At 52.0% G+C, this 24,370-nt stretch carries 22 protein-coding genes; all 22 read right to left on the bottom strand.

Annotated features, from left to right (window positions below):
- Nucleotide 1: 1 nt before the first annotated feature.
- Nucleotides 2-889 (bottom strand): glycosyltransferase family A protein, encoded by an 888-nt coding sequence (locus C8D92_RS13075; RefSeq protein ID WP_095611941.1) that lies wholly within the window; start codon nt 887-889, stop codon nt 2-4.
- Nucleotides 879-2,078 (bottom strand): hypothetical protein, encoded by a 1,200-nt coding sequence (locus C8D92_RS13070; RefSeq protein WP_095611942.1) that lies wholly within the window; start codon nt 2,076-2,078, stop codon nt 879-881. The genes C8D92_RS13075 and C8D92_RS13070 overlap by 11 nt, the downstream gene beginning before the upstream one ends.
- On the bottom strand, nt 2,075-3,178 hold the full coding sequence (locus C8D92_RS13065; RefSeq protein WP_095611943.1) for a glycosyltransferase family 4 protein: 1,104 nt from the start codon (nt 3,176-3,178) through the stop codon (nt 2,075-2,077). The genes C8D92_RS13070 and C8D92_RS13065 overlap by 4 nt, the downstream gene beginning before the upstream one ends.
- A complete protein-coding gene (locus C8D92_RS13060) occupies nt 3,165-4,052 on the bottom strand; it encodes a sulfotransferase family protein (protein WP_095611944.1) in 888 nt (295 codons plus the stop codon). Before C8D92_RS13060 ends, C8D92_RS13065 begins: the two co-directional genes overlap by 14 nt.
- A gap of 23 nt (nt 4,053-4,075) precedes the next feature.
- Nucleotides 4,076-5,347: an oligosaccharide flippase family protein gene (locus C8D92_RS13055; RefSeq protein WP_095611945.1), complete on the bottom strand. Its 1,272-nt coding sequence runs from the start codon at nt 5,345-5,347 to the stop codon at nt 4,076-4,078.
- A 168-nt stretch (nt 5,348-5,515) separates the two neighbouring features.
- Complete coding sequence (locus C8D92_RS13050; protein ID WP_095611946.1) at nt 5,516-6,622, bottom strand: polysaccharide biosynthesis protein; 1,107 nt, start codon at nt 6,620-6,622, stop codon at nt 5,516-5,518.
- Between the two features lie 12 nt (nt 6,623-6,634).
- Nucleotides 6,635-7,375 carry a hypothetical protein gene (locus C8D92_RS13045; protein WP_095611947.1) on the bottom strand — a complete coding sequence of 247 codons (741 nt, stop codon included), beginning with the start codon at nt 7,373-7,375 and terminating at the stop codon, nt 6,635-6,637.
- Nucleotides 7,376-7,419: 44 nt separating this feature from the next.
- Nucleotides 7,420-8,403, bottom strand: coding sequence for an NAD-dependent epimerase/dehydratase family protein (locus C8D92_RS13040; protein ID WP_095611948.1), 984 nt, complete (start codon nt 8,401-8,403; stop codon nt 7,420-7,422).
- Nucleotides 8,400-9,590 (bottom strand): NAD-dependent epimerase/dehydratase family protein, encoded by a 1,191-nt coding sequence (locus C8D92_RS13035; protein WP_116919607.1) that lies wholly within the window; start codon nt 9,588-9,590, stop codon nt 8,400-8,402. Before C8D92_RS13035 ends, C8D92_RS13040 begins: the two co-directional genes overlap by 4 nt.
- A 147-nt stretch (nt 9,591-9,737) precedes the next feature.
- The gene (gene wecA, locus C8D92_RS13030; protein WP_243402445.1) at nt 9,738-10,811 is read right to left on the bottom strand and encodes a UDP-N-acetylglucosamine--undecaprenyl-phosphate N-acetylglucosaminephosphotransferase; all 1,074 of its coding nucleotides are present in this window, start codon (nt 10,809-10,811) and stop codon (nt 9,738-9,740) included.
- Nucleotides 10,812-11,355: 544 nt separating this feature from the next.
- Complete coding sequence (locus C8D92_RS13025; RefSeq protein ID WP_116919605.1) at nt 11,356-12,468, bottom strand: glycosyltransferase family 4 protein; 1,113 nt, start codon at nt 12,466-12,468, stop codon at nt 11,356-11,358.
- Complete coding sequence (gene asnB / locus C8D92_RS13020) at nt 12,465-14,414, bottom strand: asparagine synthase (glutamine-hydrolyzing) (protein ID WP_116919604.1); 1,950 nt, start codon at nt 14,412-14,414, stop codon at nt 12,465-12,467. Before asnB ends, C8D92_RS13025 begins: the two co-directional genes overlap by 4 nt.
- Nucleotides 14,415-14,546: 132 nt before the next feature.
- Nucleotides 14,547-15,380, bottom strand: coding sequence for a sulfotransferase family protein (locus C8D92_RS13015; protein ID WP_116919603.1), 834 nt, complete (start codon nt 15,378-15,380; stop codon nt 14,547-14,549).
- A 4-nt stretch (nt 15,381-15,384) separates the two neighbouring features.
- Nucleotides 15,385-16,479, bottom strand: coding sequence for a glycosyltransferase family 4 protein (locus tag C8D92_RS13010; protein ID WP_116919602.1), 1,095 nt, complete (start codon nt 16,477-16,479; stop codon nt 15,385-15,387).
- 107 nt (nt 16,480-16,586) lie between these two features.
- Nucleotides 16,587-17,459, bottom strand: coding sequence for a sulfotransferase domain-containing protein (locus tag C8D92_RS13005; protein WP_116919601.1), 873 nt, complete (start codon nt 17,457-17,459; stop codon nt 16,587-16,589).
- Entirely contained in the window at nt 17,459-18,625 is a 1,167-nt protein-coding gene (locus C8D92_RS13000) for a glycosyltransferase family 4 protein (RefSeq protein ID WP_116919600.1), read from the bottom strand. Before C8D92_RS13000 ends, C8D92_RS13005 begins: the two co-directional genes overlap by 1 nt.
- Nucleotides 18,626-18,770: 145 nt before the next feature.
- Complete coding sequence (locus C8D92_RS12995; RefSeq protein ID WP_207775180.1) at nt 18,771-20,078, bottom strand: O-antigen ligase family protein; 1,308 nt, start codon at nt 20,076-20,078, stop codon at nt 18,771-18,773.
- Nucleotides 20,079-20,201: 123 nt separating this feature from the next.
- Entirely contained in the window at nt 20,202-21,587 is a 1,386-nt protein-coding gene (locus tag C8D92_RS12990) for an oligosaccharide flippase family protein (protein ID WP_116919598.1), read from the bottom strand.
- A gap of 203 nt (nt 21,588-21,790) precedes the next feature.
- Nucleotides 21,791-22,744 (bottom strand): Wzz/FepE/Etk N-terminal domain-containing protein, encoded by a 954-nt coding sequence (locus tag C8D92_RS12985; protein ID WP_116919597.1) that lies wholly within the window; start codon nt 22,742-22,744, stop codon nt 21,791-21,793.
- Nucleotides 22,745-22,889: 145 nt separating this feature from the next.
- Nucleotides 22,890-23,312: a hypothetical protein gene (locus C8D92_RS12980; RefSeq protein ID WP_243402444.1), complete on the bottom strand. Its 423-nt coding sequence runs from the start codon at nt 23,310-23,312 to the stop codon at nt 22,890-22,892.
- 47 nt (nt 23,313-23,359) lie between these two features.
- Nucleotides 23,360-23,659, bottom strand: coding sequence for a nucleotidyltransferase domain-containing protein (locus C8D92_RS12975; protein WP_116919595.1), 300 nt, complete (start codon nt 23,657-23,659; stop codon nt 23,360-23,362).
- 331 nt (nt 23,660-23,990) lie between these two features.
- Nucleotides 23,991-24,365: a GxxExxY protein gene (locus tag C8D92_RS12970; RefSeq protein ID WP_116919594.1), complete on the bottom strand. Its 375-nt coding sequence runs from the start codon at nt 24,363-24,365 to the stop codon at nt 23,991-23,993.
- Between the last annotated feature and the right edge of the window lie 5 nt (nt 24,366-24,370).

Raw genomic sequence — 24,370 nt, 5'->3', positions numbered from 1 at the left:
CCTATTTCTCCACTCTCGGCGACTTCCGGCATCCCTCCAGTCCCGACCTGACGTGCCGGAGCTGAAAATGCGGTCCTTCTTTACTGATCCTTTTGAGCAGCATAAAAACCAACAGAAGGACTCCTCCCTTCCAACCGAACATTCGCTTAAGCATTGCCCCCTTGGCGAACGCCAGCTGTTCCAGCCCGTTTTTACCTGTACCACTGGATACCGCCGGATGCGATACGACAACAACCGGATGCTGCGTTATGCGGACCCCCCGCTTCAGGTTGTCCAGCAGCATGATGTTTTCTCCCCCCGTGTTGAACGGAGTTCCAAGGCCAAAACGCTCGTCGAAGAGCCGAGGAAACCGATCACGAAGCGAAGCGCGAACGGCAATCTCAACCGAGCACACACTCATAATGGAACGAACAGAGTGCTGACGCGTGACCGAAATCGCGTTGCGCGGGTTCAGCAAGCAGCCCTGATCACTGTGCGCCTGAAACGTCATTATCTCCGATTCGGGGTTACGGTCAGCCTCTTCAATCACCCTTTCGCATGAACTCTCATAATACCGACAATCGTCGTCTGCCAGCAGCACCAACGGCGCTGAGGCATTTGCGAGAGCCAAATTTCGACTCAAAAGCAGTCCCACCGTATCGGAGACAACAACAGACACCTGAAAGTGGACCGCATGTTTCAGGAGCACCTCCTCAAGGCGGCTGGCAACCAGGTCATTGGAGTTTTGCAGTAGAATGAGAAGCTCAAAGTCACTTCTCGTCTGACTCTTCAGGTCGATCACTTGTTGTTCAAAGGACGCAATCCGTTTCCCGACAGTCGACAAGGCCACCGTCAACGACACATGACGCTGGTTGAATGTTCGACGCCGGACGACCGTTCTATCGCTCATTCAAATCACAACCCTGCGGCTTCGTTAGTCTCAACCAATCCCAAATATTGGCGATCGAAAACGCTGCAACCGGAATTAGAAAATAGAAAAGTCCTGACCGGTGCCGAACAGCAGCCCCCGCATGCACCTCAAAAAGGCCAATGAGCATGATGGCTCCAGCGACGTAAACCAAAATGCGAACGTTGCCTCTAGAAGAGAGCAGAGCCAGGAAAACAACTATCATTTCAAAGAAAAGGGACAAAACCAGAGAAAAATGAGCAGACCAAGACCAGCTCCCAAGAACCGGGAATGGCGACACAATCAGCTGGAGTGTCAGAACAGGCAAGTCCCGAAAAAGGTCAATCAGGCTTAACCATTCAACAAAACCGTAAGAGAGTTCCGAGTCACCCAACCTGGAATTCCTCACTGACTCAAGCATCGAAACAATGGACCCACCGCCCATAGCCAGCGAGGCAATTGCTATCGAGGCCAAGACCGAACACCATACGGCAAGACGAATACTCGGCATGTCTTTTGGTAAAAACAGAACCAGAAGTGGAAATGTGATCGACAAATAGTCGACACGAACAAGCCCAACAACAATGCTTCCTACAACAAACCATCCGATACCAAGGAACCGTGATGCGTTCACCAGCACTGCACCATAAAAAGCACCGGCCAGACCAAATACAATAAATGACTCCCTCAGAGGAACAGTCGCATAGAGGAGCGTCGCCGGGTACATAACAAAAAGCAGCACAAGAAATGGCGTAAATGCCGTCGGAATGCTGTGTCCGCTGTAGGACCACCACCTTCTGAAGGCACGATCAAAAAGCACGCCGGCCCAGATGAAAAAGAAACACTGAATCACCATGTAAGAGATGATGTTTTTGGCCGAAAGGAATGCGGGAACACTGGAAAAAACGTGAAAGAGCCTCAGGTCAAATGCTTTCTTTGGCTCACTGATGCCCTCAACAACGCTGGAATAATAAACGGCGTCCCTGAAAAACGGTCCCCAACCGCTCATCATCAGGAACGTAAGGAAGAGCAGGACCCAGAAACCGACAAGCCAATGAAGAGAATCGAGTTCCGACTTCCATGAAAAGCCAGTTCCAAGCGCCAGTAAACCAGAAAAAAGAACTACCAGAGCGGACGCGTAGATCAGACTGAGTGATGTTATGCTGTCGATCCAGTAATACTGCTCAATCATGCAAGTATCCGGGAGTACAGGTTAGAGAGATCAACCGGAACAACTTGCTGCCATGACGAAGCCTCAGCCTTTCGACGGGCATTCCCGGAGAGCACCTGGATATCGGAACCGGCAAGCTGAACCATGGCATCTGACAACGATTCAGTCGTCCCCTCAGGATCGAAAACCCCTTCGACACCGGCGCTCATCAACATCCGGTTTCCTCTCGTATCACTCGCCACGACTGGCAGTCCTGCCGCGAAGTACTCCAGAGTTTTCAATGGAGGACCAGAATCGTAGACGCTAGGGCCGATGTAAGACAAAGCACCATCATACACGGCCAGCATTTCTGCGATCTTAGAATGGGGGAAGCGGCCGAGAAACCGGACGCCATTAATGCCCTCGCGGCTAACAAGGTCCATCAGTGCTTCCGTATCATCCCCGTCTCCAATCAAGTCGAGCGTCAAATTCATCTTCTTCGATGCCAACGCGAACGCCCTCAGCATCGTCTCTAACTGGCGCCGACGGTCAATACCGCCAACGTAGACGAACCTGAAAGGGCCGCTCGTCAAGTGTGAACGTTGAGCGAATTGCTTGACATCAACGCCAATCCGGGTGTGACAGGCGCTTTTTGCCACCCACTTACCGAAAACTGTGTCGACAGAGCCAATGGAGTGCCCTGCGGTCGCATCATAACCCAGGCGTTCACAGTTATTGAGCAGGCGCGATACGCTTCGCCTTAGACCCGTTGCCAATAGAGGCCCACGCACATCAACCACCCACTTTGCTCCAAGATCACCACAGTGGTATCGGTACCAGCCGAACCCCCGGTGAAAAAACACGTGAACAACATCGGGGCAGAAGTTTCGGACCACTTCACGAACTTTCTTCGCTCGACATCGACCGCCGCCCGCCATCGAAACATCAAAAACCCGGATACCCCAGGGCATTTGCGGTGCAGCGCCGGACCAATCACCAACGACCGCGACCTTGGCACCCAATTGAGCCGCAATTACGGGATAGAAGTATTTCGAGGCTGTCCCCGTAGTCCCGATCGGGTCATGCCCAATGAACAGAATACGGATCCCATCAAATGCAAACGGAGGCTTACTTCCACTCATCAAAGGACCTTTGCGTCAACGCTTCCAACCGCCTCAAATCCTCAGAAAAGGTCTGCCGAAACCCTTTCATCCAATCCTCGTTGGGCTGTGCTGTGGAATCTGGCGAATTCTCGGGCACCTGGTTCAATTTCCGAAGTCGCTTGCGAAGTCGCTGACCCGCTTCGCCAAGCAGTTTCCGCGTGATCCATCGAGGAAGCGGAAGCGGAACATTTAGCAGTCGATTCAGCCACCGGAATCGCGGCTCACTCGCAGGATTCTGTGCGCCACCATCGAGCGCCTCCAGTGGCTGATCAATTGACAGAAAGCGCAACACACTATTGGTCGTTCCGAGTGGGTCCGCACGCAGTTGCTCCTGCTTGATCACCAAAAACTGATCAGCCCCAAACGCCCGGAACCAGGCTTCCAGTTGTTCTCCATAAAGACTGTCCGAACGATACCGCCACCATTCGTCCGGATCGTTATCTATTCGCTCGCTCTCTGCCTTAATGGCCTCCTCAAAAGACAAGACCTCTTTACCATTTCGAACCCGATGCTTGTAATGAGAGTAGCTGCGTTTCACGGGATCCCTTAGCACAACAACAAACCTTGGAGTGCTCTCACCGTAGCTCTCCTTGATTCGAGAAATGGTTTTCCCGTAGAGGTGCATATAGCCAGGCGTCGCGTCTATCCAGACCTTCTCTTGCTTCGCCTTAGAGAAAAACTGATCCCGAAAATACACCAGCCCTCTCGAATATCGCTCATCACTGTCAAAAAAATGCGCCTCTTTATCTTTTGCAAGCAGAACATCCGGATGCTGGGAAAGGTAGAATGCCAGGGAGGTTGTCCCGGACTTAGCGGCACCAATTAAAAGGCATTCGGGCAGTAGCTTTTCCATCTGACGCTCCTAATACCCGACAGCTAAAGTCGGAAAGCCATCGTTTCAATACCGAGTTTTCGAGCAGCTAACGTGCGAAGTATGAAGTTCCAGGTGACCATGGTGGCCGTCGTCGCACAGGCTGCTCCAATCACACCGTAAAGGGGGATGAGAGCTGCGTTGAGTACCACATTCACGACAACGGCTAACATCAGAACACGGGCAACCAGGCGCTCATAGCCACTCATACTCAGCAACATACCAACCGGCCCAAACACTGCGCTGACGAACCGGCCAAGGATCAGCACGCAAAGCGGCGCATAAGCACTCTCATATTCCGCGCCGAACAACCAGCGAATGATCGTATCGCCGAATGCCAGAAACAGAAGCGCCGGCAGCAGCGCAAGACCAGAGGACAACCTCGCACTCAGCGTCATCAGCATCTGTATTCGTGGGTAATCTGAACCCCGGTGAGCACGGGACAGGTAGGGCGCTACCACCAGATTAATGGCCTGCAAACCAAACGTAACGAGCAGCGCCCCCTGGGCCGCTACACGGTAGAGACCGACCTCTGTCTGCGCCGCAAGCACACCCAGGAGGATAATATCAGCGTAGCGATTGATCACATGGGACGTGGCAGTCACCCCCATGGGAAAAGCCGAACGCCACCAACCAATCTGCATTTGTCCTGAAACGGTCAAAGGCGGTTCTTCGGTAAGCCGCGCACGAGGAACCGACATCAGGAGCATCACCGCACCAATAAGAAAAGCGACCATCGCAGACAATGCGTGGCTGGCCATGGCGTCAGTTGCACTGACCTCTTTCCCCATTTGTAGCCAAAGAAACAGAACCAACACGATCAGGAAGGCTGGACGGAGTATCTCCTCTGGAAGCTGCCCCAGATAGACCCGTCTCAAGCCGCGCAACGCTCCGGCACGCAAACTTCCCAGAGAAAGCAGAGGAATCAGTAACGAACTCCAGAACACCAGCTCCGCGTTCTCCGAACTCAACGGCTGTTCGAACAGCAACGACGTCTCGAGACCAATCAGCCAATAGATACCCAGAACCAGGCCACCCGCGCACAGTATGGCCAGAGTCGCCCAGCGCCAAAGAGCACGAATCAGAGACCACGCGCCGTCCGACTCATACCGTGCCGTTTCCCGGACAATCAAGGTCGAGACTCCCATTTGAACGGGAATGATCAAAACGGAGACAACCGAAAAAACAAACGCATACGCGCCAAAGGCTTCCACCCCCAGCGACCGAGCCAACACAATAGAGAGCCCCAGGCCAAGCGCCATCGCGAGGATCTTCAATCCAACGCTGCCGAATCCTCTTTTGATAAAACGCCAACCCTCGGGTTGGGACGCTCGAAGCTGACTGAATAACGACAATATTGAAAGCCTTTCACAGAAACGAAAAGCTCGGGCATTTGGCCCGAGCTGATTCGCGATCACGCGTCGTGTTTGCGGATCACATTTACGTCAGGAGTCGGAGCGACTCTGCTCTTTATCGCCAGGCCAATAGCGCTGGTCTGTCGTTTCAGATGGCTCCGACAAAAGCCCCTTGTCCTGTAGAAGAGCGGCTATTTCTGATTGACTCAATGCGGGTTCGCTGGCGGAAACGTAGGCGTTATCGACATCTTGGCTGACGACGCCATCGTAGTTGTAGTCAATGTCCTGATAGATCCCCCGGAACGCAGGAACAACTGAGAAATAATCCTCCAGTTCAATGGCGCGCCGGGTTTCCTCATCGCTCATCAACTCTTCATAGAGCTTTTCGCCTGGCTTGGAACCGATCACATCAACCCGAATATCCTCAGGCCGGAATCCATAAACGGGCGCGAGGCGGTCAATCATAGATTGTGCTAGGTCGCTGATCCGAATCACAGGCATCTTGGTAATGAATACCTCTCCGCCCTTTGCCTGGATGGCTGAGTCTATGACCAGACGGACCGACTCCTCGATGCTCATAATAAAGCGCGTCATTTCCGGATCCGTCAGCGTGACGGGGCCACCCTTGGCAATCTGCTTATGGAAGATTGGTATGACCGAGCCACTTGATCCCAGAACATTTCCAAAACGGGTAGACGCGAAAACCGGCCCTTTTCCGGATCTCTTGTTACTGTTCGCCGCGGTAATCAGTCGCTCCCCCATAAGCTTGGAGGTTCCCATCACATTCGTCGGATTCACCGCTTTATCGGAACTTGTAAATATCACCCGATCGACATCGGTCTCGATCGCTGCACTAATGACATTCTGAACGCCAAGAACATTGGAATGAACGGCTTGGTCAGGCGACCGTTCACAGAGAATCACATGCTTGAGAGCGGCCGTGTGAAAGACGACATCCACGCCCTTCATCCGGCGCACCAGTTCGTCCTTGTCCCGCACATCCGCAATGAAGAAATAGGCCCTGTTATCATCGAGGTATCGCTGATCCTCGAAGAAAAGAGCGGTCTCCTGATTGTCAATCCCGATCACTTCAGCGGGTTGATACTCTTCGTTGGTCAGTAACTGCTGGATGAACTCAGAGCCAACCGTCCCGCAAGCACCCGTGACCAAAACCCGTTTACCTTCAAAAAACCCCATATTTCCGATGTCCTATACCGTCTGAGCTGACGTAATCGTTGAGCGAACGCGGGCGATGTACTCACCGATGAAGGCAGCCACGGCACCGCCCATCACGGCGAGTATCATTCCGAGAACAATGACATGTAACCAGGAGAGCCCAACAGGCTTGATGCTCCGGACCGCCTCAGCCATCTCACTGCCTTTCTTCAGTCCTGCTAGCTGTCTCCTGACATCCATTTCCTGCGCTCTAAGCTGATTGGCAGCACTCCCTCCTGATTCGCCGATCTGATTGAGAAGACGCCGAATCACAGTGAGCTCCTGTTTCAGTTGTGCCTCTCGCGCGGCAAACATCTGTTTCTGCTCACGGATCAGCCGAGACAGAAGAAAGCGATGTAGCTCTTCCACAGAGCTTTCCCTTTCCTCCGTTTCCTTAGACCGCAGAAAAACCACCTCACCCGATTTCGAAACCGATACACGGATATTCGGGATTCGCCCTTCGATACTTTTCGCAGCTTGGGGAACCCAATCTGACTTGGCACTGGCGACGACCATATCCGGCGACTCAAGGTAGGTGTCCGGCCCCGCTTTGCCTAGTCGGTACATGGATGTGTACTCGTAAGATCGTTCGCCCCAAAAAGCGAACACACAAGCCAACCCGAAAATCATCAGGAAACCGACGATAAAGATTCGAATGCGTCGAACAAAAATAACGCCGATATCAACCGGCGTCAGGCGCCCATTCGCTGAACCTGCGCTCGAAGTGTGATTCATCTATAACAACCTGTAACAATTAGCAACCGCTCTGCCGAGCATTTTCATTGCAAAAGGAAATAACGAACCGTGCTTGCAAGCCCCTCATTCAGGCCATACTCCGCAACCCACCCAAGCCGGTCTTTCGCCTTACGCGTGTCCGAATAGTTCCTGAGCACGTCTCCAACGCGCTTCTCGCCATTGAAAACCTCAACTCCTGAGACGCCCTGGTCTTCAAGGTGTTTCAACAACAGCGTGGTCATCTCACCCACGGTTGTTTCCTGGCTCGTCGCGATCTGGAATGTTTCCCCGCCAACCTCTGGCTGGCTCGCCGCCAAGCGAATTGCTCTGACCAGATCATCAATAAAAATGAAATCACGGGTCTGCAAGCCATCGCCAAAAATCTCGAGGCGCTCGCCATTAAGCGCCTGTTTGATGAACTTGGCCACGACACTACCTTTATGAACCGACCCAGGTCCGTAGACATTGCCAAATCGAAGTGCGACGGTCTCGACACCAAAGCTCCGGTAATAGGCCGAGCAATACCCCTCGCCGGCCAGCTTACTTGCTCCGTAGGGTGCCACTGGATGAGGTGGCAACTCCTCATGGATTGGCGGCTCCACTTCACCCGCAGGTGCACCACTCGAGGCAAAGACAAATCGGCTCACGCCGTTGTAGCGGACAGCCTCCAATGCATTGAAGGTCCCCACTACGTTCGTCAGGCAGTCATGGCGTGGGTCTTCAACCGACGGCCCAACACCGGTGTTTGCGGCCAGATGCACCAGGATATCCACATCCTCCGCAACCTTGCGAAGTGCCGCTTCTTCCATGATGTCACCAACAACAAGCTCAACCGGGTTGTCAGAAGACACACCTCGACCGACTTGGTCGACCGTGGACTCACTGAATTCACACACCAGACCAAGATCATCCCGCGTGCCAGTACTCAGATTGTCGAACACCCGAATCTGGTGACCACCCTCCGACAACAGGAACCGGATCAAACCGGTTCCAATAAAGCCGCAACCGCCGGTAACCAGCCACCTCATGTCCACTTGATCCCTTTGAAGATCACGTCTTTGCGGATGTTGTCGCGGTAGGACTCAACTAGGGAGAACAGCCTGTCCATCACCTCGTCCGTCAGGAAATGCGGCTCTACACCAATGTCCTGCAGCCCCTGATAGGTCGGGTTGTAGTAGTGTTCTTCCGCTTCCTTCCGCGGGTTCGCGATGGACTTGATCTCAACATCGTGTCCGCGTTTCTGCCCGACGCGCTGGGTGAGCGTCGCAACATCATTGACGCTGAGCGTTTCCATGATCTGGTTGAATATCCTCAGTTCGCTCTGCCTGGCAGGCGTCTCAGCCGCTTTCTGGATACACTGCAAAGTGTCTTTGATATTGAGATACCCGCGAGTCTGACCACCACCGCCGTAGACTGTCAGCGGATAACCGACAACCCCCTGAGTGACGAATCGGTTGACGATGGTTCCAAAAATCTCGTCGTAGTTGAAAATCGTCTTGAGGCGATCATCGATCATTGACTCGTCTGTTTCAAAGCCATAGACCGGCCCCTGCATCAGATCTGTCACGCGCAGATCCCACATCCGCACCGCGAACCAGATCAGGTCCGTGTCCATGACCTTCGTCGTGTGGTAGAGGCTGCCTGCCTGTCGTGGAAAGAGAAACGTGTCCTTACGCCCCTTGTGCTCAACATCAAGCCAACCTTCCTCGATATCGATATTGGGCGTACCATACTCACCCATTGTTCCCAGCTTAATAATGTGGGTATCCCGCGCATAATCGCGCACCGCCCAAAGCAGGTTATTCGTGACCCGGAGGTTGTTGACCAACGTAATATCGGCGTGCTGATAGTCCATCAGAGAGTAAGGCGCGGAAGGCTGCTCTGCGTAATGAACCACCGTCTCCGGAATGCCGGAAAAACTGCTGTTAACAGCCCACTGATAACGAACCCGACCGTCAAACAGGCTCCGCATGGTTTCCGGACTGGCAAGATCTCCGATCACCACCTTGATCTCACGGCCCGTCTTCTCGTACCAGATCTTCGCGCGCTCAATCAGGGTTGGAACGGGGTACAACATGCCCGTATCCAGCTCCGTGCACGCATTACGTCGGAAGTAGTTATCGACGACCGTGACGTCGTAACCGCGATTAGAGAAGTGCATGGCGGTGGGCCATCCCAGATAGCCATCACCACCCAGGATCAGAATGTGAGACAAGGCATACCTCCGAGGAGAACAGTGACTTCAAAATTCGACAATCGATGAAGAGCCAGAGCGAATACGCCCTGAACATAGAGGACCGCGAGTTTACCGGAATATTACCTATCGAGCCATTAACGGGCGGCAATCGCCACCGCCAGTCGCTCAGGTTCGGGTCAGCCGCTGTCGCGCCGCAACCGCCAATCGCCAGGCATGGCGAAGTGACCACTGATAAAGCAGAAACACACCGAGGAAACCACCGAACATCAGCCAACCGGGCACCGCCAGCCATTCGCCAATCAGGCCGATGGATGCCAGGAGAACCGCCATGAGCGTAATCACGACCAACGCCTGACGATCCGACAGACCGGCGCGCAGGAAGATGTGATGCAGGTGATCCCGGTCCGCCTTCATCACCGACAGCCCCTTACGGGCCCGGCGAACCATGATCGAGACCATATCCATGAGTGGAATGGCGATAATCCAGAGCGCCGTCACCGGGCGGAACGCGGCCTGCTCCATCTGGGCCCCTTTTGTCAGCAACCAGACGACAGAGAACCCAATAAACAGCGCCCCCGCGTCCCCCATAAAAATCCGTTTTTCAAACGGGGGCACTCGCAGGTTCGCCATCATGTAAGGCACCAACGCCAGAATGATCGCGATAGACAGCGTCGTTTCCGCGCCAAATCCCGGCGCTCCAACAAACAGGATCAGCAGCGACACCAGCCCGACCAGGGACATGCTGCCCGCGAGGCCATCGATGCCGTCCATCATATTGAAGGCATTTGTCGCGCCAATCACAGCGGCAATGGTGATCAACGGCCCCGTCCAGCCCAGCTCAATCGCGCCGAGGCCAAACAGGTTCCCGAAATGCTCCAACGAGACCCCGGACCCGTATACCAGAAGCGCACCAAGAGTAACCTGAGCCCAGAGCCGGAAGGCGGCCGGAAGATGCCGGGCATCATCCACCGCCCCCAGCAGGACCAACAACAGAGAACACAGCAGGAAGATACCGTACCCCCCTGAAAACGGCATGGCGATCAGCCAGGCCACAAACAGGCCAGCGAAGGCGCTGAGCCCGCCTATCAGCGGCACAGCCCCTTTGTGGGTCTTACGTTGATCCGGAATATCCAGCAGGCGTACGCGTTCGGCCAGGGGGCGAAACACGAGCAGCGAAAACAACGAAATCAAGCCCGCCATCAGGCCAGTGGTACCAGCCATTTCCATGGGTACGTTCATCCATCCATCCAGATTTTTTACACGCTGTTACAGACAAAACCCTAGCAGATTTCGGGTCCGATTGAAGTTTGCCTTTGGAGGTTTAACGGGATATGACAGGGGAAGGTTCCGGGGCAACAAGGCACTTTTACAGGATTTTCCATGCCGTTACGTCGTGCCCCTGGCCAAAACCGCCTCTCAAATGGGAGTGATGACCTGTGACTCATTGACAGGCGGGATTGCATTCCGGATTCCCGAAACAGTGGCTACAACTCGTGGACGAGCCGAAGCCCCAACAGGCCAGACTGGGCAGGATCCTCCGCATATTGGATCCAACAGTTTAAAAGACTACGTGAATTCGATCGCCGTCGCGGCCTCGCCGGAAGGGGCGATCCAGCAGCCCTTCGTGCGTCAAGCGTCCGATAATTGAGGGAAGTCCACCACTAAGACAAAACCCGCTCGGCGAGATGTGAGTCGGCGCAAAAGGGAAATGTCGGTACCGGGGGACAGTTTTGATTTAGCAACCGACCACCCCCAACGCAGGATATGACGAAATCACCCCTTCTTAACACGGTGTCGCGCGCATCAGGTATGCCTCGATCACCGCACTCTCATCAAACCCAGTTTCGGCTTTTTGACGCGAGAAGCGGCTCATTGCCCGAAGTTCGTGCTCATCAAGTGCCAGCACCTTTTCCATAGCTGAAACAAGCGAATCGACGGACTGTTCCTGGACGAAAAAGCCGTTCACCCCCTCGTCCAATGCATCCCGACACCCTGGACGGTCCGTTGTAACGATGAGCTTACCGGCTGCCAACCCTTCCAGCAGAGAGCGAGGCACTCCCTCCGGGTACGAGGAAGGCAACACAACTGCCGTAACCCCCGTAAGTACATCGCTCATTTCCTCAACGTGCCCAAGAAATCGAACCTGCGAGTCTTCACTACAGTAGGAACGGATCACATCCAGCGGTACCGCACGATCCGAGCCATCGGGAACGCCCGCCAAAAGGCATTCCACATTCGTATATCGGGCCACAACGCTTTTCGCCGCCCGCAGGTACTCAACAACGCCTTTGGGATAAATCAGACGAGAGGCCATCAGAAAGCGCACCGGCTCTCCATGGCCCTCAGCATTCTCGGCATCCGGGCTGAACCGTTCCAGATCCACGCCCGAGCCCGGCAACCTCAATGAGTTGGTACTGTCCGCAAGACCCAGCTCGCCAAACACCTCGCGGTCCTCCTCATTCTGGAAAAACAGAAACTCCGCGCGCCGATAAGCCACCTTGACCAAAGCGCTATAGATCCAGCCCGTCAGGCCACGCAATAACGCCGCACTACCGACCCCCGAAACATTCGGAATGCAACGAACACCCAGAAGCCTTGACGCCAGCAATCCATAAAGGTTGGTTTTAGGGTTAAAAGAATAAAGGCAATCGGGCCGAATACGGCGGATTACTCCAGCCAATTCAATCAGTGAACCTAATTCAACAAACGGATTGGTTCCCGCATTGTCCAGCCTGAATGTTTCACAGCGTACCCCCGCAACTGAAAGGTTCTCTTCGCCGGAGCCCTTCGGGCAGAGCACCACGACGTCGTGTCCTGCTTCCACAAATGCTCTTAGAGTATTCGCTCGGAAGTTTTGGAGGTACCAGCCAGTGTTGGCCAGAAAGCAGACCTTCATGCGGCATCCCACTGTTTGTCATTAGACACGGCTTCCAGCCATGCCTGGAACATCAACACCGTCCAAAGCTGCTCTTCAAAACGGCCCTTTCCAGCTAGGTGAGCTTGCCATATCGCGCGAATAGGCTCCGGCTTGAAAAACCCCTCATCACGCAACCTAGTCTCATCGAGCAGGTTTTCTGCCCACCCCTTCAAAGGCCCCCTGAGCCATTCGCCAATCGGCACAGCAAACCCCATCTTGGGACGCTCCATTAGAGACTCGGGGACATAGCGATACAAAACCTGCCGCAAAAGCCACTTGCCCTTACCATGCCGGTACTTGAGTGCCGTGGGCACCCTCCAGGCGAATTCCACGAGCCGATGATCCAGCAAAGGCACCCGAGTCTCAAGACTGACTCCCATGCTGGCTCGATCCACTTTTGTAAGGATGTCGTCCGGCAAGTAGGTTGTCATGTCGAGATACAGCATCTGCTCTCGCAGCCCCGGCAGATCTGGTAGCTTTCCCGGCTTATCCAGCAGCGTCTGCGGCTCCCGGGCTCCCAGGATCAGGCTCTCTGGACACTTCCAATGGGAGACGAGATCCCTATAGAACTCCGTGCCGCTATTGGCCTTCAACGCACTGGCCAGCTTCCCCAGCTTCAGTTCCAGATCAGAAACCTGCGCGCTCGCCGGCAACACCTTCATGAAACGCTGCAGTTCCATACCCGACAATTTGCCTATGACGCTGCCCAAAGCATGGCGAAGCGCTTTGGGCAGCCGGGAAGCTCTGCCCCAGACCGCCGGCCCCATCATGTGCCGGTTATAACCCGCAAAAAGCTCGTCACCACCGTCGCCAGAGAGGGCCACGGTTACGTGCTCACGCGACAGCTGACTGACCAAAAAGGTGGGAACCTGTGAGGCATCCGCAAAAGGTTCGTCATACAGCTCGGGAAGCCGGGGAATAACGGCCATTGCGTCCTCAGGCGTGATGTACCACTCGGTGTGATCCGTTCCAAGGTGATCCGCCACGAGACGAGCGTGATGGGCCTCGTCATTCGTGGAATGGGTGCCAATGGAAAACGTCCTGATTGGCTCCTCGCTCTGGGCCTGCATCAATGCCGCCACTATTGTGGAATCGTAACCACCTGAGAGGAAGGCGCCCAAAGGCACGTCAGAGACCATGCGGCTATTAACAGACTCATTCAGCCGCTCATCGAGCTCGCTCAGAAGATCGCATTCAGATGGCGCCGAATTACCCGGGCCACGCTGAGCGATCTTGCCTAGATCCCAATAGCAGACGGGATCACTGATTGAATTCCCGCTCTGCGAAATAACCACATAATGAGCCGGAGGCAGCTTGGCAATGCCCTTGTAGATACACCATGGCGCCGGAACGTTGCTGTAACGCATGTATAACGCCAGTACATCTCGGTCTACTTGCCCACACCAGTCCGGGTGCGCGGTCATTGCCTTCAGCTCCGAAGCGAACAGGAAGGTTTCACCGCTGCGGCCGTAGTACAGGGGCTTTTCGCCCATGCGGTCCCGCGCCAGGAACAGCTGACGCTCTCGGGTGTCCCAGAATCCGAAAGCGAACATGCCGTTCAGCCGAGTAAGAGTTGATTCCACCCCCCAGTGCAGCAGGGCGACCAGAAGAGTTTCGGTATCAGAGTGGCCGCGCCACTCGGAAGCACCACCTTCAGCTTCCAGTTGAGCCCGCAGATCTTGGTGATTATAGATTTCACCGTTATAGACCAGCGTATACCGCCCGCAGGGCGACACCATGGGCTGATGCCCTGCGGGGGAAAGGTCCAGGATGGCCAAGCGCCGATGGGCCAAGGCCAGACTCGTGCACCCATCCAGCCAGACCCCGGAATCATCCGGGCCGCGGCTGCTGATACGATCGGCAAGGCTCTCAGCTATGGCAGTGGTGTGCGTTGAGCCGCCCCAGTAGCCTGCTATACCGCACATGATCAGATTCCGCTACCAAGATGCTTGGCCAAGTTCAGGCCTGAACCAGGCTGCTGATAAACACACTTTATAGCGAGTTGGGTAATCACGAGCTATTGACCTCAAGGGCATACCGATACGGCCCTCCCTCACTCATTCGACTTCTCCATGCGAATCGCCCCGTAGCGCGAGTGCCCACTCTGGTGGCGCGTCGTCGAGCGCAGACGCGAGCCACTGGGCATCCGCGTCCGTAAGCGAGGGCAAAGCGTTCACACCGGGCCGACCAAAAAACACCCCTTTCAACCCCATGCGTTTGGCCAAATTCACTACGCCATAAAAACGTCTAGCCCGCAGAAAATGCGCCGTTCGATCGCCGGCCGCCGCCAGCCGGGGAAATCGCGGCAACGTTGCCTCATTACGTTTCTGCTGCAGCAACCCCGCTGGCGAGAAATACTCAATCCCCAGTCCATTGCACAACCCCCGCGTGTACGCCTCTGGCGCGACTGCAAGATCCTCTTGCCAAAGCACGAATAGCCGGTGTCGGCCAAAAACTGCTTGCCAGCGATTCAAACAAGCCCCATAACGGCTTGCTTCCAGTATCTCTGGAAACGCATCCGTGGCTTCTCGCAACGACGAGCGGGTGTAGCCGTAGCGACGCAAGTGTAAATAATGCGACCACGCCCTTCGCACGGGGTCGCGCAGCGTCACAACCAGCGGCACGTCTCCTAGCGTGTTACGCACCCTCTCAGGGGCTGACTCGGAATGAAAGTAGCTCGGCGCAACCTCTGCGACACACTGGTAATCAGCTCTATCCGCATAAGCAAAATGGCGCCGATACCACGAGCTACCCTTTTCATAGTACCGATCAAAAAAAAATGTCTCCTTCACGCCACCAGGCAAAGCAATATCGCCCCGTGCCTGCAGATAGTCATGGATCCAGCTCGTACCCGAACGCATCGGGCCAATAACCAAGGCGTCCGGCAACATCAAATTAACCTCCTTCAACTACAGCGTCCAAGTGCTCTTTCAACCGTTTCACATGCTGATCGATGTCATATCGCTCCAATGCCCGAGCACGAGCTGCCTGCCCAAACCGTTGCCTAGTCGGCGCGTCATCTGCCAGTTTCGAGATCTTCTTCGCCAACCCGATGGCATCACCCGCTTCGATCAAATAGCCTGTTTCCCCATCAACAATGGCTTCAGGAACACCGCCGATACGGCTACCGATAACTGGCCTAGCTGCAGCCATGGCCTCGATAATGCTGCGAGGCACGCCGTCTCGGCGTGTTGGATTCACCACCACCTGCGTCCACTCCAGCATACTTCGTATATCATCCCGCCATCCCAGCCATTCAACTTGAACACGTTCCAGTTGGTCACTTCTCGCCCGCAAATCAGCCGCCAGTCGTTCACAGCCTGGAGCCGTGGCCCCCACGATCCGCACATCTACCGACACATGGTGCTGATCAAGCCATTCGAGCGCCTCGATCAGGGTATCCGTCCCCTTGGCCTCACCGACAAACATAACTGCCAAAATACGCAGCGAGCCGCCCGCACCATATGAATCAGCCGTGTCCGCATTAATGTCGCTGAATTCATCCAGTCGCGTGCCAATCGGTTGAACATAGGATTTGTCCCGAAACCAATTCACAAGTCGTTGGCTCTTAACATCAAGACTCTGCGGAGCGATTGCAAGAACACGCCGTGCAAACAGAAAACACAAAAAATCACTCCAGCCGCCTCGGCGGAGATTCTTTACATGCCAAATCAGAGCAATCCGACGAGCCAAGGCTGCGGGCAGTACCGTTAATAGCGAGGCCTCGTTGTGGCACAAAATCACATCCGGCTTTGTCGATCGTATCTGCCGCCACAAGGCAAAAACACGGCTGGTCAAACCTTTGCACTCGAGCGCAACAACATCATCGTTCTGACAAACAGCCTGATAAAAAACGCCCTTGCTCGGCACTGCCAATACAACTTCTACCGCATTGCCATAGAGTTCGGCGAACCGTTCAATCAACAACATTAGATACCGCTGGTTGCCACCAATGCCAGTATCATAATGCTCATAGATAAAAACTTTCATTTCCTGGCTACCGGAATGCTAAGAAAGCTCGAAAGAAGATTTAGCAATAAAAATGATTAGGATAATTACTACTAAAAAAATAACCAAATACAATTTATTTAATCGCATCACTTAGTTGTTCGCCATGAGCTTAGATCACAACCAAGAATGCTCTCGGTTAATCTAATATCCGCTTCCAATTCACTCAATAAAATACGATGTGATTTCGCATCTATCGTCGGATAGACATAAGATTGCTCGTTAACCCTTCTCGCCCACCTAACTGTACGTCCTAAGTAATCATACGCCCAAGCTGGTGTTAAAGAACGCACAGTTTGTAAAAGACGGCGATTCCTCAACCCTCTCGCAACTAATTTTGATTTTGGCAGACCTGAATCATTGGCCCGTGTATACAAACCCAAATCAGGCACATCTGCTGAGACCTGAAGAAACTCAAGCACTTTCCAGACATATGCCTCCGGATCATCTTTAAGATCATCGAGAAATGTTACTAAAATATTTTCTTTAGAGAAATATGTAAAATAACGCTCCAAATGAGCCCCATAACGACTTACCCACAGCATTTCAAGAAACCGAGGATGACCGGACTCAATCATTTCCGAAAAAAGCGGCAGCTCTTTTCCGGCTTTTATCTCTTGCCAATAATTTGAATAAATTCGCTCTACCGGATTACGCAAAATAAAAATTAATGGTATATCCCCTAACTGTTCGCGGATCAACTTTGGTGATTCGGGGTCATACATATAAACAGTAGATGCTTCACCAATCCGTGTCTCGCTAGAAACTTCTTGAAAGTTCTTACGATACTGATGAACCCCGAATTTAAAATTTCCACGCTCCGGCCAAGCACTAAAATAAGCTGGCTCTTTCCCCGAGGGTATATATATATCGGGATGCTGAGACAAAATGCTAGCCAAATAAGTAGTACCGCTCTTACCGGCTCCCGGTATCAAAAAATTTGGACATCCGCTAAACAACATCAAAGGCTTCCATTATAAGAAATGTTATTTATAACACCAAGCAGCCTATTCTTTTCGATCTCGCCACTATATTCATATTTGACAATTTCTCGCATATTATTCCCAGCAAGCCTAACAGACTCTTTATTTCTCAAAACATATTCCATTAAATAAGTCAATTCGCTTTTATTTCCGCACTCGAAAAGCCAACCATTTTCATGGTGGACTATCAGGTCAGGAACGCCACCAACATTTGTTGCAATATAGGGCACCCCCAAACTTCCAGCCTCTAAAATGCTTCGTGGCAGCCCTTCTGACTCACTCGCCAAAATACCACAATCAATCGAACCAAAGGCTACCTCAGGCTTTTCGTAACCATGGAAGGTTATCACGTTAGTTAAAGACAAGTCCTTTACTAGTTGGCGTGCTAGCGCTTCCTCAGGCCCCGAGCCATAAATTCGAAACTGCGCGTCGCCCTTGAATTTCATGTTGTTAAATGCGTGTATTGCCAAGCTGATACCTTTACTCGCTGTCAACCTAGAGACAATACCAAAAACAAAGGGCCTTTGATGTAATACCTCGCTATGATCAGGATCGTAGCGTACAGATATTGGTATCACTTGTATTCTATTCTCAGATATCCCCTGTTGATGCAAATAACGCTTTAAGGAAGGAGTTATCGCTATAATCATCTCACTGGTACAGTATGCCCAGCGTATCAAGAGACGATACAGCCTCCCTTTCATTCTTCCTTTGTACGCGATAGGCGGCATATTTTCACCAGCGCAGCAGCTCACGAACCCTGGCCTTTTTCTTTTAAGTCGATCGCGTAACTTTATAATGCCCGCGGTGATTGTTTCCGAGTCTCCCCTCATTGGTATGACAATATCATGGTCTCCGGAGCCAAACTCATCCCATGCTTTTTTTGCCGCCTTCAACCTTACCAGCCCACCTCTCAAATACGGCGGTGCTGATATGCTGATCAATGTTATATTTTGCTCGATACCGAGCTCCCTACGAACCACATCATTAGTTATCGAGTTATCCGGTGCGCCATACAGTATGGTAATATGACAAGAATCTTTCAGCATTCTTGCCCAGTGCTGCAATCGCCTAATAGTTCCGCCTTTACTTGGTAGATAGGCACTAAAAAATAACACTCGCGGCATTTTATTGTGGTTTATCATTTCAGACTCATATGAGTTGCCCGCCTCTCTCGTATTTACTATCGACGCTCGAAATAACGCCAGAACAAAGAGATTTGACTAGATAACAGATATGCCAATCGATTATTTGAGCACACACGTTGGTTATGACCTACCTGCGCCCCCACTAGCTTCCGCCCGGGCGCGGAGAACCTAGAAATCCGCTATTAGCAACTCGATCACATTTGAAAGAAACACCTCTCCGCATCCGGATAATATCAGCAACGAGTAGCCCAACAAAAACCCAGAACATATTCGTTTGATATCCTCTAAACAGTGACATTTCCACAATCACTCCAAATAGCCCACTTAGCCAAACAGCAGCCCTCAAACGATTTTCATAATAACTGTCAACCAGTGCAATTTTTATTAAATCTTTTATCAACCACGCATGCAAAGCCACAAAAAATATAAGCGGGAAAATGCCTATTTCGAGTAAAACTGCTAACATCGAATTATGCAACACATGCTCAGAAAACAAACGCTCCATCTGGCTACTCGACAAACCGAATATCGGGGCATTGACCGACAAATCCAGAGCGGCTTGATATTGTGACCAACGACTCTCCACCGAACGTTCCCGGATAGAGACCATCAAATTATAACTATCCGAAACACTCGACGGCACACCATATAGAGCCAACCACATTCCAATGAATGCTACTACTACCGCGATAATGACACCGCGATTCAAGCGGTTGTATCGACTGGTTCCCGCGACCATCCAACGTAATGGAATATAAGCGAACATGGTTATTCCGATCGCTAACCAGGTACTGCGAGACAGGCTAAGTGCAACTGAGAAAATTATCGCCAATATCGATGATAAAGCGACTAGTTTTCTTGGTATTGAACCGCACCTCCACCACCACAAACCAACGACTATCCCCAGAATACACAATATACCGTATGATCCACGAGTACCGATAAGACCGGTATAGCCTTGTTTCAAATCAATTGGTAGTATTTTACCTCGATGTGGAACTGGTCCTTCGAATCCAAAAAGAGGGATAAGGTTAGCAGAATGTCCGATCGCGAAGATTACTGCTAGAACGGCCGAAAGTAGAATTGCAGCTTCCCAGTATCTAATATTGATTTCTCTTATGCTTGCCACAATGAGTAAAGTCAACAACATTGAGCTCGCAATAGGAGCAACAACCTCAAACCTTGCATGCCAAATGCACGATAGCACCGCCAATGCACCAAACCCTGAAAGAATTGCCACATATGGCATTTGATATCTACCAATTACGATCTTTTCTTTACGAGCCACATAAGTCAGCAACACTACCAAGTTAATCAACAGGAATAAGTTTGTGATACTCAAGACCAGCGGCCCTAAAAATAACAACCTTATATTCTGAAAAGAAATGGTTGCGATTAATAGAAGCGATATCAATTTTGACAATTGCACTAATGAAATTTTCACTTGCAATTTTTCACATATTTGCTAGATGTAATCACAATTAACAGGCTAGACTTCGCTCAACAAAACTAAAATGCAAAAAGCCTCAGCCATATATGACATGGCCGACGCAGCCCTATAAATACTGCGATATCAGCTTTTTTTTGATTTTAGCCTTTTGAAGTAATATACAGGGAAAAGGCTTTCGATTCCTAGCCGGTTGCGCACTGATCGCCAAAGCAAAAAGTTCCAGATTGCCAAAGCTAATGATGTTGCGGATGCGGCTCCGGCCAAACCAAAATGGGGAATCAGTGATAGATTTAATAAGATATTAACGGTGGCCGCAACGGCCATCGCTTGCAAAGGCGCGCGCTCATTTTGTGTCATATTCAACAAAAACGCGACAGGACCAAATGTAGAATTAAACACTTGGCCTATAGATAATATGACTAGTGGAATGTACGCTTGCTTAAAGGCCTCTCCAAATACCGTGACCAAAAGGGTTTTGCCGAAAAAAATAAATATACTTACCCCAACTATGGCAATAATTGATGCAATCTTCGCGACAATTAAAGTGAGGTCCTGTAGCTTTAGAGAGTCATTACGCTCATACAACCTTACTATATAAGGAGAGATAACTAGCTCGGCGCATTGGAGACCAAAAGCTACTAGAAGCGAGCCCTGAACTGCTACACGATAGGAGCCAACGTTTTCTGCGTCTTTAAAAAGACCGAGTATTAATATATCCGAATATTGATTAATTTTAAACAATCCAGCCGTCAGAGCCAGCGGTAGTATTGCCGTAATCCAACGCCTAGATTGGTATTGTGGCACCGGTTTGTCTCGCAGAGCTACCGGGCGGTTCTGCCGCAACCACAAGGCGCCGAAACCAAATGCTACTGCCGCGGCGACAGCGTGAATCGCCATAGCACGTGAAGCACTAAGCTCTTCGCCCAAATAGGCAAGTACAAGGATAACTGCTACAAGCAACACCGGACGAACCGTTGTCTCCGGCAGTTTTCCTATAATAACCCGACGCAATCCCTGAAGGGCGGCTCCGCGCAACGCACCGAATGCAATCAACGGGACCAAGGCTATGCCCCAATAAAATGTGTGAAGCTGTACCGGTGCGAAACGACTTTGGAACAACCAGGCTGTGCCGAGTGCAATCAGTGCTAGAGCGATTGTCATCGCTAGCGTCATCAACGATGACCATCGCCAAACGCCACGCATCAGGCTCCATTGCTCGCGCACTTGAGCACGCGCGGTTTCTCTTAGGACAAGTTTTGGCAGCCCGAACTGTGCAGGAATCGCAAGAATGGAAATCAGAGAAAAAACGTAGGCGTAGGTGCCATAGCCTTCAGCGCCGAGTACGCGCGCAAGCACAATTGCCAACGTAAATCCTAGGCAGACATTAGTAACCTTTAATAGCAGGCTCCCAAACGCAGTCCTGCCGAATTGCCCCGTCAAGCCACTGATCGAAAACCTGCGTATAAGTCTCACCAAGTTTGGCTTTTCGGTACCATCATGGATTGTCATGAATTTACGAGTGCTATTCCTCTAAATTGTACTTCCAAGAAGCCGCCCGTGCCCTCAAGCAACGAAAAAGTCAGCGGTTTGCTGTAGAAAAGTTGAGTGGAAGCGATGCTGTCCAACAGGTTGGGGCAGGTCATCTCTGCTGTTTGAGAGCCGAAATGCTCTGTTGTCTTTTCTTCCGCTGGTAGTGAAATCAGCTCCTCAATTCAGCTTGCAAACTCAGAGCCTCCTTGATCAGGGTTGCTCTCAATGAAAGAACGGATGAAAACGACAAAAACCGCCAGCATGCCGCCCAATATTGTGATTACAACACAGATCAATGCTCGGCTTGGCTCGCTCTCTTCCTCCGGGATCACGGCCGGATCTACGGTCTCGAACACGTACTCATCACTTGCATTGGCCAACATGACTGTACGGGTTTCGCTTTCGATAAGCTGGTAGAACACTTGTTGCATGCCGGTGATATTGGTTTCTTGGAGTTTGTCGCGCAGGTAGTCAATGCGTTTATTGGCTTCGCGCACGTCCTGCTCACGCATGTGTTCGTTGATGTCTTCGACTAACCACTCCGTCCACTGCTGCGCCGCAACAGGCGACTTGCTGTCAATACTGACCGTGATCATTCCGGTATCTTCGGACTGGCTGACACTTAAAAGCTCCTGGCGAAACCGTTTGACCAAGTCCCAGTCCGAGGGCTTCATGCTTTCTCCCTCATCATCGTTCAACCATGTGTTTGTCTCGGGGTTGTACACCTCACGGTCGATGATCCACTCGCCCTTCTCCACGTTCCACCCCTCAGTCGCCATCAGAGGTACCTCCAGGTTGTGGCGACGAATAAAATCAGCGAGGAAAGCTCGGGATTTCAACGTTTCCTTGGCGATCACAACCTTGCTGGAGCCATCCTCGCCAATGTTCACGCCCGCAAGACTGGCCAAACTTCCAAGCTGACCGCCCAGTTGCCGACTTTGTTCGCCATTCGCAGGCGCAAGCAGGGCTTCGGATTTATAGATGTCTGGGAGCCAGAGAGCGTATGCGACGCCGCCGACGGCGAAGACAAAGGTGATGGCCATGATGAGCCATTTGCCGTCCCATAAGGTCCGGAAGAGGTCCCGGAGGTCGATTTCGTCGTCGGGGTAATATGCCTGTTCAGTTCTTTCGTTCATGTTTTATTCGCCGCGGAATCCGCGGAAGGACGCGGAAGATGGTGAGTTTCAATGTTTTAAGGTTTGAGAGTTTTAACAGCTTTAGCGAGCGGGCTTGTCTTTTTCGCCGCGGAATCCGCCTAAGGACGCGGAAACAAATATAAGATCAGTAAAGATCTCGTATTTGGCGTTGGAGCTCGTCTGCTAACTTTTCCAGTACGCCTACGTTGCTGTGGGCGGTGGTCAGCGCGTCAAACAGAGTCCGGGCATCTTCGATGTATTCGTGAATCATCTGATTACGCAACTGCCGGAGCGCGATCCACTGTTCAGCCGAATCCAGCCAACCAAACTTTTCGGCTTTCTCAAGGTTGATCAACAAGGCCCTGTCGGGTTCTCCCAGCGCTTTAAGCAGCACCGGCAAAAGTTTGTCTCCCAGGGTGTCTTGTAGGCGGCAGAAACGGCTTGTGAAGGCCTCTACCTTAAGCGCCAGTTCAGGGTTGGCATCCAACGCCTCTACCGCCTCAAAGGTAAAGGCATCGACAAAGACCTGACTTGCCGCGTAATCGAGGTGTTTTATTTCTTTGCTCACTACACGACTCAGAAATCTGAGCCTTTCTTCCATTTCCCGGGTAGTCTTCACAGAGCGATCCCTTGCGAGCTGGCGACCTGATGGATACCGGCTTTGGGGATATTCGGTGCGTCCAGCAATATATCGACTTTCCGGTCACCCAGCTGTTTGATGATTTTCGCCTGAAGCTTTGCGGTATCCCAGGCGGGATGTGCGACGGGATCAGGCGTTTTCACCAACAGGTCAATGTCCCCACCCCTGGCCTCGTCGTCGGTGCGAGAGCCAAACAGTGACACCTCCGCCTTGTTGCCGAAGACTTCCTTGACGGAATTTTTGATGACTTTGATCTCAATGGGGCTTAGTCGCATGGTGCACCTGCTGATTGGCTTACCTGTCCTATAGGTTAACTGATTTTTCTGTCAGGTTTCGCTGCTTCTCGGGGTTCGCCGCGGAACCCGCGGAAGGACGCGGAAGTTTTTGGTTTTAAAGCATTAAAGTTTGAAAGTTTTAAGGTCTTAAAGCTTCTAGCTTCCTTGCTCGATGCTTTTAGAGAGCCTGTGGAGCATTGAGCTGATCAGCTTGGTTTTCTCGATCAGGTCCTTTGCCTGCCTACCCTCAATGATCTTCAGTCGCTTCGCCAGATAGAGCAGGCTTCTCTTTTCGCCGCAGAATCCGCGGAAGGGCGCGGAAATGAATGAATTATTGGTTCTCTAAAATGATTCGTTTGACGTATGTTTTTGGGTACGTGAAGTTGGCCAGGAGGCCAAGCTTTATTCCTGTTGCTTTCAAGTAATTGAGCAGTTGTGTCTCCGCTCCTCGCGGTAACGTTTTTTGCGCCTTTAGCTCCAGAATCACTCGACGCTCGACAACCAGATCTAACCTGAACTCGCCAACATCGGTTCCTTTATAGAAGATCTGTACGGGCCATTCCTGCTCCACGGCAAGGCCTTGTCGCCCTAACTCTGCCACCAGCGCCTTTTGATAAACGCTTTCCAGAAACCCGTGGCCAAGCTGCCGATAAACCTCATAGATACAACCCCGTATCCGATAGGTCAGCTCCTCATCCCTGAGCATGTACC

This window comes from Tamilnaduibacter salinus (assembly GCF_003096655.1).
Taxonomy (GTDB): Bacteria; Pseudomonadota; Gammaproteobacteria; order Pseudomonadales; family Oleiphilaceae; genus Tamilnaduibacter; species Tamilnaduibacter salinus.
Note: the sequence above shows the minus strand (reverse complement) of the source record. Positions and strands in the feature narration are given on the sequence as shown.